Source organism: Shewanella sp. SR43-4, assembly GCF_014163845.1.
GTDB lineage: Bacteria > Pseudomonadota > Gammaproteobacteria > Enterobacterales > Shewanellaceae > Shewanella > Shewanella vesiculosa.
On sequence record NZ_JACJEB010000008.1, the window covers coordinates 44,467 to 57,451 of the forward strand.

General features: G+C 42.2%; 13 protein-coding genes. 11 read left to right on the forward strand and 2 right to left on the reverse strand.

Features of this window, described 5'->3' with window-relative positions; translation table 11 throughout:
- Positions 1-106 precede the first annotated feature (106 nt).
- Positions 107-1,843: a bifunctional UDP-sugar hydrolase/5'-nucleotidase gene (locus H5123_RS10735; RefSeq protein ID WP_182697960.1), complete on the reverse strand. Its 1,737-nt coding sequence runs from the start codon at positions 1,841-1,843 to the stop codon at positions 107-109.
- Positions 1,844-2,021: 178 nt separating this feature from the next.
- Here H5123_RS10735 and H5123_RS10740 point away from each other — a divergent pair, with 178 nt between their 5' ends.
- The 9 genes from H5123_RS10740 to H5123_RS10780 all read left to right on the forward strand — a co-directional run bounded on the left by H5123_RS10740 (position 2,022) and on the right by H5123_RS10780 (position 11,224).
- The gene (locus tag H5123_RS10740) at positions 2,022-3,143 is read left to right on the forward strand and encodes a bifunctional tRNA (adenosine(37)-C2)-methyltransferase TrmG/ribosomal RNA large subunit methyltransferase RlmN (protein WP_124016846.1); all 1,122 of its coding nucleotides are present in this window, start codon (positions 2,022-2,024) and stop codon (positions 3,141-3,143) included.
- A gap of 31 nt (positions 3,144-3,174) precedes the next feature.
- On the forward strand, positions 3,175-3,960 hold the full coding sequence (pilW, locus tag H5123_RS10745; protein WP_182697961.1) for a type IV pilus biogenesis/stability protein PilW: 786 nt from the start codon (positions 3,175-3,177) through the stop codon (positions 3,958-3,960).
- A complete protein-coding gene (locus H5123_RS10750) occupies positions 3,960-4,922 on the forward strand; it encodes a RodZ domain-containing protein (protein ID WP_182697962.1) in 963 nt (320 codons plus the stop codon). Before pilW ends, H5123_RS10750 begins: the two co-directional genes overlap by 1 nt.
- Before the next feature lie 31 nt (positions 4,923-4,953).
- Complete coding sequence (gene ispG / locus H5123_RS10755; protein WP_182697963.1) at positions 4,954-6,069, forward strand: flavodoxin-dependent (E)-4-hydroxy-3-methylbut-2-enyl-diphosphate synthase; 1,116 nt, start codon at positions 4,954-4,956, stop codon at positions 6,067-6,069.
- 96 nt (positions 6,070-6,165) lie between these two features.
- Positions 6,166-7,440 carry a histidine--tRNA ligase gene (gene hisS / locus H5123_RS10760; RefSeq protein ID WP_124016850.1) on the forward strand — a complete coding sequence of 425 codons (1,275 nt, stop codon included), beginning with the start codon at positions 6,166-6,168 and terminating at the stop codon, positions 7,438-7,440.
- A 26-nt stretch (positions 7,441-7,466) separates the two neighbouring features.
- Positions 7,467-8,087, forward strand: coding sequence for a tetratricopeptide repeat protein (locus tag H5123_RS10765; RefSeq protein WP_124016851.1), 621 nt, complete (start codon positions 7,467-7,469; stop codon positions 8,085-8,087).
- Positions 8,088-8,099: 12 nt separating this feature from the next.
- The gene (gene bamB, locus H5123_RS10770) at positions 8,100-9,335 is read left to right on the forward strand and encodes an outer membrane protein assembly factor BamB (protein WP_124016852.1); all 1,236 of its coding nucleotides are present in this window, start codon (positions 8,100-8,102) and stop codon (positions 9,333-9,335) included.
- 103 nt (positions 9,336-9,438) lie between these two features.
- Complete coding sequence (gene der, locus H5123_RS10775; RefSeq protein ID WP_011636594.1) at positions 9,439-10,905, forward strand: ribosome biogenesis GTPase Der; 1,467 nt, start codon at positions 9,439-9,441, stop codon at positions 10,903-10,905.
- Between the two features lie 109 nt (positions 10,906-11,014).
- Entirely contained in the window at positions 11,015-11,224 is a 210-nt protein-coding gene (locus H5123_RS10780; protein WP_182697964.1) for a DUF3565 domain-containing protein, read from the forward strand.
- A gap of 16 nt (positions 11,225-11,240) precedes the next feature.
- Here the strand turns inward: H5123_RS10780 and H5123_RS10785 are convergent, their stop codons facing one another.
- Positions 11,241-11,642: a hypothetical protein gene (locus tag H5123_RS10785; RefSeq protein ID WP_182697965.1), complete on the reverse strand. Its 402-nt coding sequence runs from the start codon at positions 11,640-11,642 to the stop codon at positions 11,241-11,243.
- Positions 11,643-11,777: 135 nt separating this feature from the next.
- Between H5123_RS10785 and H5123_RS10790 the strand changes: the two genes are divergently transcribed.
- A complete protein-coding gene (locus tag H5123_RS10790; RefSeq protein WP_182697966.1) occupies positions 11,778-12,344 on the forward strand; it encodes a cytochrome b/b6 domain-containing protein in 567 nt (188 codons plus the stop codon).
- Positions 12,345-12,475: 131 nt separating this feature from the next.
- Positions 12,476-12,985, forward strand: a complete 510-nt coding sequence (locus tag H5123_RS10795; protein WP_124017011.1) for a TlpA disulfide reductase family protein — start codon at positions 12,476-12,478, stop codon at positions 12,983-12,985.

Consider the following 12,985-nt stretch of genomic DNA (forward strand, 5'->3'; position numbering starts at 1 on the left):
AGCAAATAGTTGCCCACTCTTAAGTTGTCGATACCGGCTGACAAAGTCGTAAAAGCCGCTGGCAGCGTTTGAGTGTGCCAGTGGCTAGGTATTATCACTAGTTGATTTAATCGTGATGGCTAATGTAGTGAACATTAGCAAATAGTTGCCCAGTAATAAGGTGTCCATGCTGGCTTACAAAATCGATAAAAGCTTCAGGTAGTGTTTGATTACTAATGGGTTGCTGCCAATGAGCATGTAATAATGCCTCGTATCCTTCTTTACCTGCAGCAGTATAAGAACTTGATACTCCCAAATACAGCTTATTAGGTTCTAGTGTTTGCCATTGATCGTCTTTGTAGATATCAATCTGAGTTATCCTTAAGCCTTTAGCTTGCTTACCGTCATAAAAGTAGCGCAAGCCATAAGGGTAGGGGAAACTGCCTGCGCCTGTACCCATTATGCCGTTATTGGTCGCGGAGTTTATCGCGGACTCTAATGCTTCGATAACGTATTTACCTTGAATTTTATATAAGGTAAGAGGGAGTTCAAAGGGCAAAATGCGCCCCACAACATCGGCTAAAGATAATTGGCCTTTGTTCAGTGACTGTCTTACCCCACCAGCATTGTGCAAGGCAAAATCTATTGTTGGTTCAATATTTTTAGCCGCTTTATACATGCTTCGACTGACCCAGGGGGCGATTTCACTGCCATGAGGTAAGTGTTTACTTGGTAAGCGAGTATGGACAAAATCGCGAGGAATATGGCCAAGGATTTGATTTTCTATCGCATCTAATGATGGTCTGTATTGAGTATGGATTACTGAGTGAATATGTTCATCATGTTGTGCGTCTTTAATACTCGGATGAGCAAAAAGTTGTTTGACTAAGGTTGCGGCAGTATTACTGTCTGTGGCATGACCGTCTTTGGTGGTTACTGTGATGTTTTCATCGACCATAAAATAGTTATTGCCCTGTAATTCAACTATTTTGCCATGTTGATCAAAACATATTTCAGCCAAGCCAATTGTTTCTGCATATTTACCTGCATGTAAAATAGGCGTTGAATTAATCGTTTCTGCATAAGGAATATTACTCCAACCAATATCACTCAGTTGACCTTGCAGTGTATGAGAATGACCGCCAACAATTAAGCTGATCCCATCAACTTTTGCGGCAAGTTCTCGATCTTGATCTAAGCCTAAATGGCTCAATACTATGATGTGATAGATACCCTGCTGGTGTAAGCGTTGTATTGTCCGCAAAGTCGTGTCGATGGCGTTGGCAAAGTGGGTGTCAGGATCGGGCCGTGCAATTAAGCGCATTTGATCTAATGTAATACCAATAATGGCTAACTTAGTGTCATGAAATGGCTTAATTAATACTTTGGCTGTTTCAGTTGAGTCATCAAAATCGTACAGCATTGGATGGCCATAAAGTCGGCCCGATTTATGTCGGTCTTCTTGGCTGAGGTCCATATTGCCAGCAAGTACCGGAAAATCGATACGGTTTAGAAAAGCTTGAACTGGGCTATTGCCTGCATCGACTTCGTGATTACCTATTACCATAGCATCAGGTTTGAGTAAGTTTAGTAAATGCGCGTTGGCTGCACCTTTAAACTCTCTAAAATATAATGTCCCTTGAAAACTATCACCACCATGCAAAAAAATAAAAGGCGACTGTTTGATTGCTGCTTGTTGCCTGGCGTGTTCAATTTGATAACCTAAACGTGCGTATCCGCCAGAACGTGCTTCGAGGGTATATGTTTTTTGTTGATTCTCGAGGCTAAACTGAACGGGGCTGGGTTCAAAGTTAGAGTGGGTATCATTAATGTGGGCTAAAGTTAATGTGTAGCGTTGCTTCATAATTTCCCTCTTTAATTGGAAATCGATTCTAACATTATTTTACTCATGTTGGGCGTCAAACCAGGTGAATGTTTGATTTTTGATGCGATAACAAGGCTATTTGATTACTAGCTAATCTTGGCCAGCATCTGTATAATTTGCCGCCCTGTTAAAGGTTTTGGTGTTTGAGGTTAGGCAGATGAGTGAAAAGAAAATCAATTTATTAGATCTTGATCGTAAAGGACTGCGAGCATTGTTCAGCGAGATGGGTGAAAAACCGTTTCGTGCCGATCAGTTAATGAAGTGGATTTATCACTTTGGCGTTACTGACTTCGAAGAAATGAACAATATAAATAAAGTATTGCGTGGTAAATTAGCAGCGCGATGCGAAATTGTCGCACCTGAGATTTCTAATTTCCAAAAGTCTGCTGATGGGACCATTAAATTTGCTATTAATGTTGGTCAGGGCCAAGAAGTCGAAACCGTCTATATTCCAGAAGAAGACCGAGCGACCTTGTGTGTATCATCACAAGTAGGTTGCGCTTTAGAATGTACTTTTTGCTCTACTGGTCAGCAAGGTTTTAACCGTAATTTAACGGTCGCTGAAATCATCGGTCAAGTTTGGCGGGTGTCGCAATTTTTAGGTTTCCATAAAGACACTGGCGATCGACCAATTTCAAACGTAGTGATGATGGGGATGGGCGAGCCTTTGCTTAACCTTGCTAACGTTATCCCTGCTATGGACATTATGTTAGATGATTTTGGCTTTAGTTTATCTAAGCGTCGAGTGACATTATCAACCTCGGGTGTGGTACCTGCACTTGATAAATTAGGTGATGTCATCGATGTGGCATTAGCCGTCAGTATCCATGCGCCTAACGATAAGTTACGTGATGTGCTCGTTCCGGTGAATAAAAAATACCCATTGCAAGAGTTTTTAGCGGGTATTCGTCGCTATTTAGAAAAGTCTAATGCAAATCGTGGCCGTGTCACGGTTGAGTATGTAATGCTTGATCATATAAATGACAGCACAGATCAAGCACATGAACTCGCTATCTTAATGAAAGATACGCCATGTAAGATTAACTTAATTCCGTTTAACCCGTATCCTGGTTCTCCGTATGGCCGTTCATCGAACTCACGCATTGACCGTTTTTCTAAAGTGTTAATGGAACATGGTCTAACCGTGATTGTGCGTAAAACGCGTGGTGACGATATTGATGCTGCTTGTGGTCAATTAGCCGGTGATATTCGTGATAGAACAAAGCGTTTAGCAAAAAAACAAATGCAACAGAGTCAGATTTCAGTCACAATGGAATAACTCGTTGTTTGCATAGATAATAGGCTTATAAATGAAGCATGGAATGCAAAAGGTTTGTTTAATGACTTTAGTGGCTTTGTCTGCCACTGCTTGTGTTACTGAGCGTACTTACAGTGGTACTGATACCCCTGTAGCTGAACGTCAGTTTGATAAGCAGGGAGCTGCTAGAGAACGTATGCAACTAGGACTGACTTATCTACAGCGTGGTAATAGCGAGCAAGCAAAGTATAATTTAAATAAAGCTGTTGAATATGCGCCGAACATCAGTGAAGTTCATATGGCAATGGCTTATTATTATCAAACCGTTGGCGATATTGAGCGAACGGAAGAGTCATACAAAAAAGCGATTAGTTTGAGTGATGTGACGGGTGATGCGCGTAACAATTTTGGGGTGTTTTTGTGCCAACAAAATAAGTTTGCCGAGTCTGAGAAAATGTTTCTTGCAGCCATAGAGACACCTCAATATACCCGTACCGCATCAAGTTATGAAAACTTAGGTGTATGCAGTCGCAAAGCCGGTAATAAAGAAAAAGCGCGACAGTATTTTAATATGGCGTTAAAGTATGATCCAAGACGTAAAGTCACATTATTAGAATTAACCGAGTTAGCCATGGAAGATGCTGACTACGGCGATGCGCGCGAACAACTCGCAAGATACCATCGAGTTGCTAGTGAATCAGCAGAAAGTTTAGCCTTAGGGATCAAGATTGAGCGGGCGGCGAACGATGTAGAGGCCGTAAAACGATTTGGCATTTTATTAATTGCGAAGTTTCCTGCATCTCCACAAGCCAAAAATTATAGAGCTAACTTGAATTAATGACTAAAGAATTCGAACAAGTAGAACAAGACGAAGAGAACGCGTCATTGTTAACAAATGTTGTTACTGCTGGGGCCATTTTAAAAGCGGCCCGCGAAGCAAAAGGGATCTCAATTGAGACCGTCGCAACTCAACTGCATTTACGCCCCAAGATCATTAATGATCTTGAAAATGACATCTTTGATAATATTGCCTCTACCACTTATGTGCGCGGCTATATTAAAAATTATGCTCGTGCAGTAAGTGCTGATATGAACAAAATTCAGCTATGTTTAAGCCAGCAATTACCTGAAATTGTTGCCCCTGAAATGCAAAGTTTTTCACGTAAGACGACGCATCAAGCTCGTAATAGCCGTCTAAATTTTGTGACTTACCTTATCATTGCCGTATTGATCGCCATGTTAGTATTGTGGTGGGTTCAAAAGTCATCGTTAATAACCAGTGTTGATTTATCTCAACCAACCGTTGAAGAAATTGCTGCTGGAAGTAACATGGCCCAACCGCAACAATTCATTAGAAGCGAAACTGAACAGTCTAGTGGTAATGAGCTAAGTAACGAAGCCAGTGCGAGTGCGGCAGAGGCTCCTAGCCAAGCTGCAATAGATGCTGAAGATAAGCTTATTCAAACGGCGCAAGATGCAGCCAGTACTTCACCTAGTAGTGTTGAAAGTGATAATGCACAAGCAGCATCAACAAGCTCAAGTTTAGTGAGTGGTGCAAGTGTATTAACCATTGAACTTTCAGGTGATTGTTGGGTTAATGTGACTGATGCCACAGGTAAAGTCATGGTTGATGGCGTGAAAAATTCAGCTCAGCGAATTGAAGTTCAAGGTACAAAACCGTTTAAAGTGATCCTAGGTGCACCTCAAGTCGCCAGTATCAGCCTCGATGGCAATAAAATCAGTTTAGCTGAATTTGCCAATGGTCGAGTAGCAAGATTAACCCTGCCTAAAGCGTCATAATGCTTTAGCAACTGCAGTAGAGTACATTTACATGTATAACGAATCCCCAATTATTCGCAGACCATCGACACGTATATATGTGGGCAATGTGCCTATTGGCGATGGTGCACCGATTGCTGTCCAGTCGATGACCAATACCAATACTAATGATGTTGAAGCCACAGTTGCACAAATTCGTGCGTTGGAAAAGGTGGGTGCTGATTTAGTGCGTGTTTCTGTGCCAACGATGGATGCAGCTGAAGCGTTTAAAATCATTAAACAGTCAGTGAATGTGCCTTTGATTGCCGACATTCATTTTGATTATCGTATTGCACTTAAAGTGGCTGAATACGGTGCAGATTGCCTGCGTATAAATCCTGGTAATATTGGTAATGAAGAGCGTATTCGCAGCGTTGTTGAATGTGCACGCGATAAAAATATTCCAATCCGCATTGGTGTGAATGGTGGTTCGCTTGAAAAAGATCTAATGGACAAGTACCGTGAGCCAACACCAGAAGCCCTGTTTGAATCGGCAATGCGTCATGTGGATATTTTGGACCGTTTGAACTTTGATCAATTTAAAGTCAGTGTAAAAGCCTCAGATGTATTTCTTGCTGTCGCATCTTATCGTTTACTCGCTAAACAAATACGTCAACCTTTACATCTTGGGATCACCGAAGCCGGTGGCATGCGCTCTGGTTCTGTTAAATCAGCTGTGGGTTTAGGCATGTTATTAGCTGAGGGTATTGGTGATACTTTACGTATTTCCTTAGCAGCCGATCCCGTTGAAGAAATCAAAGTGGGCTTTGATATTTTAAAGTCTTTGCGCATTCGTAGCCGTGGAATTAATTTTATTGCTTGTCCCTCTTGTTCGCGCCAAGAATTTGATGTGATTAGCACAGTTAATGAACTTGAACGTCGTCTTGAAGACATTACCACCGCAATGGATGTGTCCATTATAGGTTGTGTCGTTAATGGTCCAGGCGAGGCATTAGTGTCTGATATTGGCTTAACGGGTGGCCATGCTAAAAGCGGTTATTATGATGGCGGAGTGCGTCAAAAAGAACGCTTTGATAATAACAATATCGTCGATGGTTTAGAAGCTAAGATCCGTGCAAAAGCAAGCATGATGGCCAACCGTATCGCGATAACCGATAAAACCGAATAATCTTAATCCTGTGCATGACAACCTAAAGTTGCCGATGCAGAGGGTGTATTTACATTTTATTAGCGCAAGCTAATTCAATAAGTGGACAAGTTAACAGTGGCAAAGCAAATCCAAGCTATTCGCGGAATGAATGATATTCTGCCTACCCAAAGTCCTATATGGCAAAAACTCGAAGCAGTATTGCGTTCATCTGTTAGTGCATTCGGTTATAGCGAAATTCGCACTCCTATCGTAGAAAGTACCGACCTTTTCAAACGCTCTATTGGTGAAGTGACCGATATTGTTGAAAAAGAAATGTATACCTTTGAAGATCGTAATAGTGACAGCTTAACCTTACGTCCTGAAGGTACCGCTTCAACTGTTCGTGCGGGTAACGAACATGGTCTGCTTTACAACCAAGAACAACGTTTATGGTATATGGGACCTATGTTCCGTCATGAGCGTCCGCAAAAAGGTCGTTATCGTCAGTTCCACCAGTTCGGTGTTGAAGTGTATGGCATTGGTAGCGCCGATATTGATGCTGAAGTATTGATGTTATCAGCCCGTTTATGGGACTTGCTAGGGATTAAAGAGCACGTTGCACTTGAGCTAAACACCTTAGGCGATCCCGCTGAACGTGCGGCCTATCGAGATGCGTTGATTGCTTTTTTAGAGCAGCATAAAGACATTCTCGATGAAGATAGTAAACGTCGGATGTATTCAAATCCATTGCGTGTACTGGACACTAAAGATCAGCAAGTGCAGGCTATTTTAGCTGACGCACCAGCATTAATGGATTACTTGGGTGAAGAAACTAAGACACATTTTTCAACTTTATGTGAACTCTTAGACGCTGTTGGCATCCAATACACCATCAATCCACGTTTAGTACGTGGTTTAGATTATTATAACCGCACCGTATTCGAATGGGTTACCACCAGTTTGGGCTCTCAAGGTACAGTGTTGGCGGGTGGTCGCTATGATGGTTTAGTCGGTCAACTGGGGGGGAAAGATACTCCAGCCGTTGGTTTTGCAATGGGCCTTGAGCGCATTGTACTATTACTTGAAACGCTTGAGTTAACCAGTGATATTGCCCCTGAAGTAGACATCTATGTTACTGCTATGGGTGATAATTGTGTGGTTGAAGCCATTAAAGTGGCTCAAGAGTTGCGTCAACAGTTACCAACGCTTAAAGTCATGAGTCATTGCGGTGGTGGTAACTTTAAAAAGCAAATGAAGCGTGCCGATAAAAGCGGTGCTCAATTTGCGTTGATCATTGGCGAAAATGAAGTCGCGAATAATCAAGTGGCTATCAAGCCGTTAAGAACAAAAGACGAACAACAATTGGTTACGCGTAGTGAACTCGTAACTAAAATTGCAGAACTGATTTAAGAATTGATTTCAAAGGGGAAGTGCAAGTGGAAATTTATAGCACAGAAGAACAACAAGTAGATGCTATCAAGCAGTTCTGGAAAGATTATGGTACCTCGATTGTCGTGGGTGCCGTGGTAGGCCTTGGTGGTCTATATGGTTGGAATACTTATTCTGATATGAAAGTGACGGCAGCCGAAAAAGCTTCCGAATCGTTTCAGTCTATCGTGACACAGTCAGCTAACCCTGCAGCGTTATTGGTTCAGGCAGAAAGCTTTACATCAGAACATGATCAGCAAGGTTATCAGGCATTACTCGAGTTGATGGTCGCTAAATCAGCGGTTGAAGCGGGTGATTTAGCAAAAGCTGAAGCCTCATTTACCAAAGTAATTGCCGCAGAGCCTGGTTCAGGTTTAGGCATGGTGGCCATGATACGTCTAGCGCGTATTCAAGCTGAGCAAAATAATCTTGGTATGGCATTAGCCACACTAGAACAAGTGACTGATAAAGCATTTGCTTCGCAACGTGAAGAATTAAAAGGCGACTTTTTAGTGCGTCAAGGTGATTTGGATAAAGCCAAATTAGCTTATCAAGCAGCCGTGGATAATGGTGGTGCGATAGCCAGTCCTGCGCTAACCATGAAGTTAGACAATCTAAATAAGGCATAAGGAATTTAGCCAATGAAGTCTTGGTGTAAAAATCTACTTGCCGTCGGGTTAAGTGTTGCTCTTATGTCTGCTTGTTCTTCAAGTGATGTTGAAGAAGAGCCTGTGAGTGAATTAGTTGATATACAAGCAACTGTATTTCCTGAAGTGACTTGGGATACCAGTGTTGGCGATGGCGTAGGTGATTATTACTCGCAACTTCGTCCAGCGGTTCGTTATGGCAAATTATTTGTCGCCGATCGCAGCGGTGTTGTGGTTGCGTTTGATGAAACCAGCGGCAAGGAGCTATGGAAACAAGACTTTAATGATGTCTTTGAAGATAAGCTTGAAATTAAAACCAAAGGAATTCGTTTAGCTGCCGGCGTTACTGCGGCACGTAACAAAGTCTTTGTTGGTGGTGAAACTGGCTTATTAGTTGCGCTAGATGAGGCTACGGGTGACGTAGTGTGGTCTGCTCAAGCTAATGGTGAGTTATTATCGGCACCGACAGTGGCAGAAGATGTTGTTGCAGTAAATACCAGTAAAGGTGCATTTGAAGCATTTAATATCGATAACGGTGAAAAGTTATGGACCTATGAAATGCAGCTGCCAAACCTTACCTTACGAGGTACAGGTTCAGCCGCTTATGAAGCGGGCGGTTTCTTTTTAGGCACAGCAGATGGCAAAGTCGCTGTTGTGGTCAAAAGTAATGGCCAACAAGCATGGGAACAAGCGGTATTTACCCCAACCGGTTCCAATGAGTTTACCCGGATGGCAGATATTGATATGACGCCATTAATTTTGGGCGAAAATATTTATGTTGCGAGTTACAACGGTAATCTCGTGTCTATGGAGCTTCGCAGCGGACGGATTGTTTGGTCACGTAAATATTCAAGCTTTAATGATTTAGCTGCTGCAGGTATTGGCCTGTACTTAGTTGATGATCATAGCCGTATTTATTCGGTTGATCGTCGCAATGGTCTTGAATTATGGAGTAATTCGGTTCTTAAAAACCGTGAATTAACCGCTCCAGCCGTGATAGACAATTACATTGTTGTCGGTGACTTTGAAGGTTACTTGCACTTTATTGACCGTAATAGCGGTGACATTGTTGGCCGCATTGAAGTTGATAGTGATGGATTATATGCCCAACCTTTAGTGGTGGGTGACAACATTTATGTTCAAGGCCGAAGTGGTAAAGTTGCTATTGTTTCCTTGAACAAGCAAGAGCAAATGAATGCTGAGGAAGATACCAAAACTGATGCGGAATAAGTCGTAGCATTATTTTTGCGTTAATTAAGGTATAATATCCTTACTAGAGCCCCTGGAAGCGTTCCGGGGGCTTTTTATTGAAAAGTTTTTTAGAGGCAAAATCATGATCCCTGTAGTGGCCCTTGTAGGGCGACCGAATGTCGGCAAATCGACATTATTTAACCGTCTTACTCGTACTCGTGATGCGTTAGTCGCTGATTTCCCAGGTTTAACACGTGACCGTAAATACGGCCGCGCATTTTTAGCTGGCTACGAGTTTATCGTTGTTGATACTGGCGGTATTGATGGCAGCGAAGAAGGGATCGAAACTAAAATGGCTGAACAGTCATTGGCCGCGATTGAAGAAGCGGATGTCGTATTATTTATGACTGACGCTCGTGCGGGTATGACAGCTGCCGATTTAGCGATTGCTCAGCATTTACGTAGCCGTGATAAAGTCACTTTTGTGGTTGCTAACAAAGTCGACGGTATTGATGCCGATTCAGCTTGTGGTGAGTTTTGGTCTTTAGGTCTAGGTGAAGTATACCAAATGGCTGCCGCGCAAGGCCGTGGTGTGACCAACATGATTGATTACGCACTAACGCCTTATGCTGAAGCTATGGGTATCGTTCGCGAACTCGACGAAGAAGGCGAGCAAGTTGAACGTGAATATACTGAAGAAGAAGCTGAAGCAGAACAAGAACGCCTGCAAAACTTACCGATTAAGCTCGCCATTATTGGTAAGCCTAACGTGGGTAAATCAACACTGATTAACCGTATCCTCGGCGAAGAACGTGTGGTGGTTTATGACGAACCCGGTACTACTCGTGACAGTATTTATATTCCAATGTCACGTGAAGGTAGAGAGTACGTATTAATTGATACTGCTGGTGTTCGTCGTCGCAGTAAAGTGAATGAAGTTATCGAGAAATTCTCGGTGATTAAAACCTTAAAAGCAGTTGAAGATGCTAACGTAGTATTATTGGTTATCGATGCGCGCGAAGGTATAGCAGAGCAAGATCTTGGTTTATTAGGTTTTACCTTAAACGCTGGTCGTGCATTGGTTATTGCGATAAACAAGTGGGACGGTATTGATCAAAAAGTCAAAGACCGTGTTAAAAGCGAACTTGATCGCCGTTTAGGCTTTATCGATTTCGCCCGTATTCACTTTATCTCTGCATTACATGGCACTGGCGTTGGCCATTTGTATGAGTCAATTGAAGAAGCCTACGACAGTGCTACACGTCGTGTGAGTACTTCAATGCTGACTCGCGTTATGCAGATGTCGCAAGATGATCACCAACCACCATTGGTTAATGGTCGTCGTGTGAAACTGAAATATGCTCACGCTGGCGGTTATAACCCACCAATCGTGGTTATTCATGGTAACCAAGTTAAGAAGTTACCTGATTCGTATAAGCGCTATATGATGAACTACTTCCGTCGTTCATTGAAAGTAGTTGGTACGCCAATTCAGTTACGTTTCCACGAAGGTGCTAACCCGTTTGAAGGTAGAACTGAAAAGTTAACTGTGGGTCAAGAGCGTCGTCGTAAGCGTGCAATGAGCCATATTCGCGATCGTACTAAGTAACCTCGTATTGACTTAAGTTATTTATCGCTTAAAAAGCCTGACTTGTTCAGGCTTTTTTGTCGGTGTTAACCGTGCTATTGGCATTGCTATTAAGATTGGGTGAATGAGGATGCAGCAAAAAATTATCGGTTATCATCTGGATGAAGAACAGCATTGGGTGGCAGAATTAGGCTGTGGCCATTTTCAACATGTACGCCATAATCCACCTTGGACTGTTCGCCCCTGGGTGACGACGGTAGAAGGTCGACAACAACAATTAGGCATGATCCTTATTTGTAAAAAATGCGATGTCGCGGCAGCGGCAGATAGGCTCGATTAAATTGAGTTTGCCTATCTTAAGATGTTAACTCACTGGCGGTTCGACACCACCATAAGTAAGCGGCGATGTAGGTACATATAATCATGTCCATTACCATTGATGACCAAAATCCATCGACAAAAGGTTGATTGGCATTGCTCAATACTAAGCTAATAAAAAACAGCTTTTCAATTAGCGCAATCCAAAATACTGGTTTGACCCAATCTGAGCGAAACATTGCAATAAAAAAACTGCATCCCACCATCAATACCATAAAACCCCAATGCTGAATGAAAATTGTATCACTGGCAAAGAAGGGCAGCTGGTTTAGGTTTTCCAGCGCCCATTGGGGAAACAAAGTATACAGTCCACCTAATGAAGTCCCTAGACCGGCTAGAAATAACACTATTTGGCGATATTTAATCAAAATAGTTGTCACGTGTGACCTCTTTCAATGTTTTATGCTGTCATAATGTCATGTTTTAGAATATTTTTCGATTATTGTTATTCATAAGTAATTGTTAAGATTTCGGCGTAATAATAGCCGCATTATCGCAATCCTATCGAGGTTTATATGCAAACACAGACTAATTTCCCACTGCTTCATCGTCTCATTCACTGGGGGCTCGCGTTGACTATGATGGTCATGCTATTAACAGTTTTATTGCGACTTGGCTGGATGGAGAAAAACCATATGGCCGCGATTATTCATCAAGGTTTAGCCAAAATTGACGTCATCATTACTGATAAGCAAGCGGTGAGCATTGCAAGAAGTATTCGTGGTGTTATGTTTCAGTGGCATATTTATTTCGGCTATGCGGTCAGTGTATTTGTGTTAGCGCGTTTTATTTATATGGCTAAATTTGGTCTGCATTACACATCACCTTTTTCGCGCCAAGCAACCACTAAACAAAAGTTTCAAGCGTGGGTCTATTGGCTATTTTATGCGGGTGTCGCCTTGTCAGTTATAACCGGTTTGTTGCTTAAATTTGGCCCAGAATCAATAGAAGGACAGGCTGAAACAATACATGTACTGGCACTTTGGTATTTCATTCCTTTTATCAGTTTACATTTAGCGGGTATTTTAGTGGCTGAATCGGGTCATGAGAAAGGTTTAGTGTCGAAGATGATTGGTGGTTAACCTTAACCATTGTGTGGTCGAGGCAGCATTTGCCTTGGCCAGTTTTTTAAATTGTTCGATCTGTTTACTTAAGTAAACCTTAAGCTTGGTAACTTACTTTGTCCTATATTCAGTCAGTAGGCAAAAATATGATGTCAAAAAAGTTATTTTCACGCTTAAGTAAGTTTAACATTGCCGCGTTAAGTTTGGCGTTAAGCCTTGGAGTCAGTGTTACTGCTTATGCTGCTCCGTCATTAGATAATAAAGTGATGGATCTGCAAGGGCAGTCTGTCAGTTTGCAACAATTTGCCGGTAAGGTCGTTTATGTCGACTTTTGGGCTTCATGGTGTGGCCCATGCCGCAAATCATTCCCTTGGATGAATGCCATGCAAGCTAAATATCAACAGCAAGGTCTCGAGGTTGTAGCGATTAACCTTGATGTTGACACAGCATTAGCGCATGAGTTTCTGAGTAAGCTACCGGGAAAATTTAATCTTCGCTTTGACCCTGAGGGCGATATTGCTCGAGCCTTTGAGTTACAAGGAATGCCAAGTAGTTTTATGTTTAACCGTAAAGGTGAACTGGTACAAACTCACATGGGATTTTTTACCGAAAATACCCCCGCCTACGAGCAAGAAATCCAAATGTTGTTACAGGAGTAA

What these genes read in the sequence shown, in the direction of transcription:
- H5123_RS10735 (WP_182697960.1), bottom strand. Translation starts at nt 1,843, where the DNA reads ATGAAGCAACGCTACACATTAACTTTAGCCCACATTAATGATACCCAC.
- H5123_RS10740 (WP_124016846.1), top strand. Translation starts at nt 2,022, where the DNA reads ATGAGTGAAAAGAAAATCAATTTATTAGATCTTGATCGTAAAGGACTG.
- pilW (WP_182697961.1), top strand. Translation starts at nt 3,175, where the DNA reads ATGAAGCATGGAATGCAAAAGGTTTGTTTAATGACTTTAGTGGCTTTG.
- H5123_RS10750 (WP_182697962.1), top strand. Translation starts at nt 3,960, where the DNA reads ATGACTAAAGAATTCGAACAAGTAGAACAAGACGAAGAGAACGCGTCA.
- ispG (WP_182697963.1), top strand. Translation starts at nt 4,954, where the DNA reads ATGTATAACGAATCCCCAATTATTCGCAGACCATCGACACGTATATAT.
- bamB (WP_124016852.1), top strand. Translation starts at nt 8,100, where the DNA reads ATGAAGTCTTGGTGTAAAAATCTACTTGCCGTCGGGTTAAGTGTTGCT.
- der (WP_011636594.1), top strand. Translation starts at nt 9,439, where the DNA reads ATGATCCCTGTAGTGGCCCTTGTAGGGCGACCGAATGTCGGCAAATCG.
- H5123_RS10780 (WP_182697964.1), top strand. Translation starts at nt 11,015, where the DNA reads ATGCAGCAAAAAATTATCGGTTATCATCTGGATGAAGAACAGCATTGG.
- H5123_RS10790 (WP_182697966.1), top strand. Translation starts at nt 11,778, where the DNA reads ATGCAAACACAGACTAATTTCCCACTGCTTCATCGTCTCATTCACTGG.
- H5123_RS10795 (WP_124017011.1), top strand. Translation starts at nt 12,476, where the DNA reads ATGTCAAAAAAGTTATTTTCACGCTTAAGTAAGTTTAACATTGCCGCG.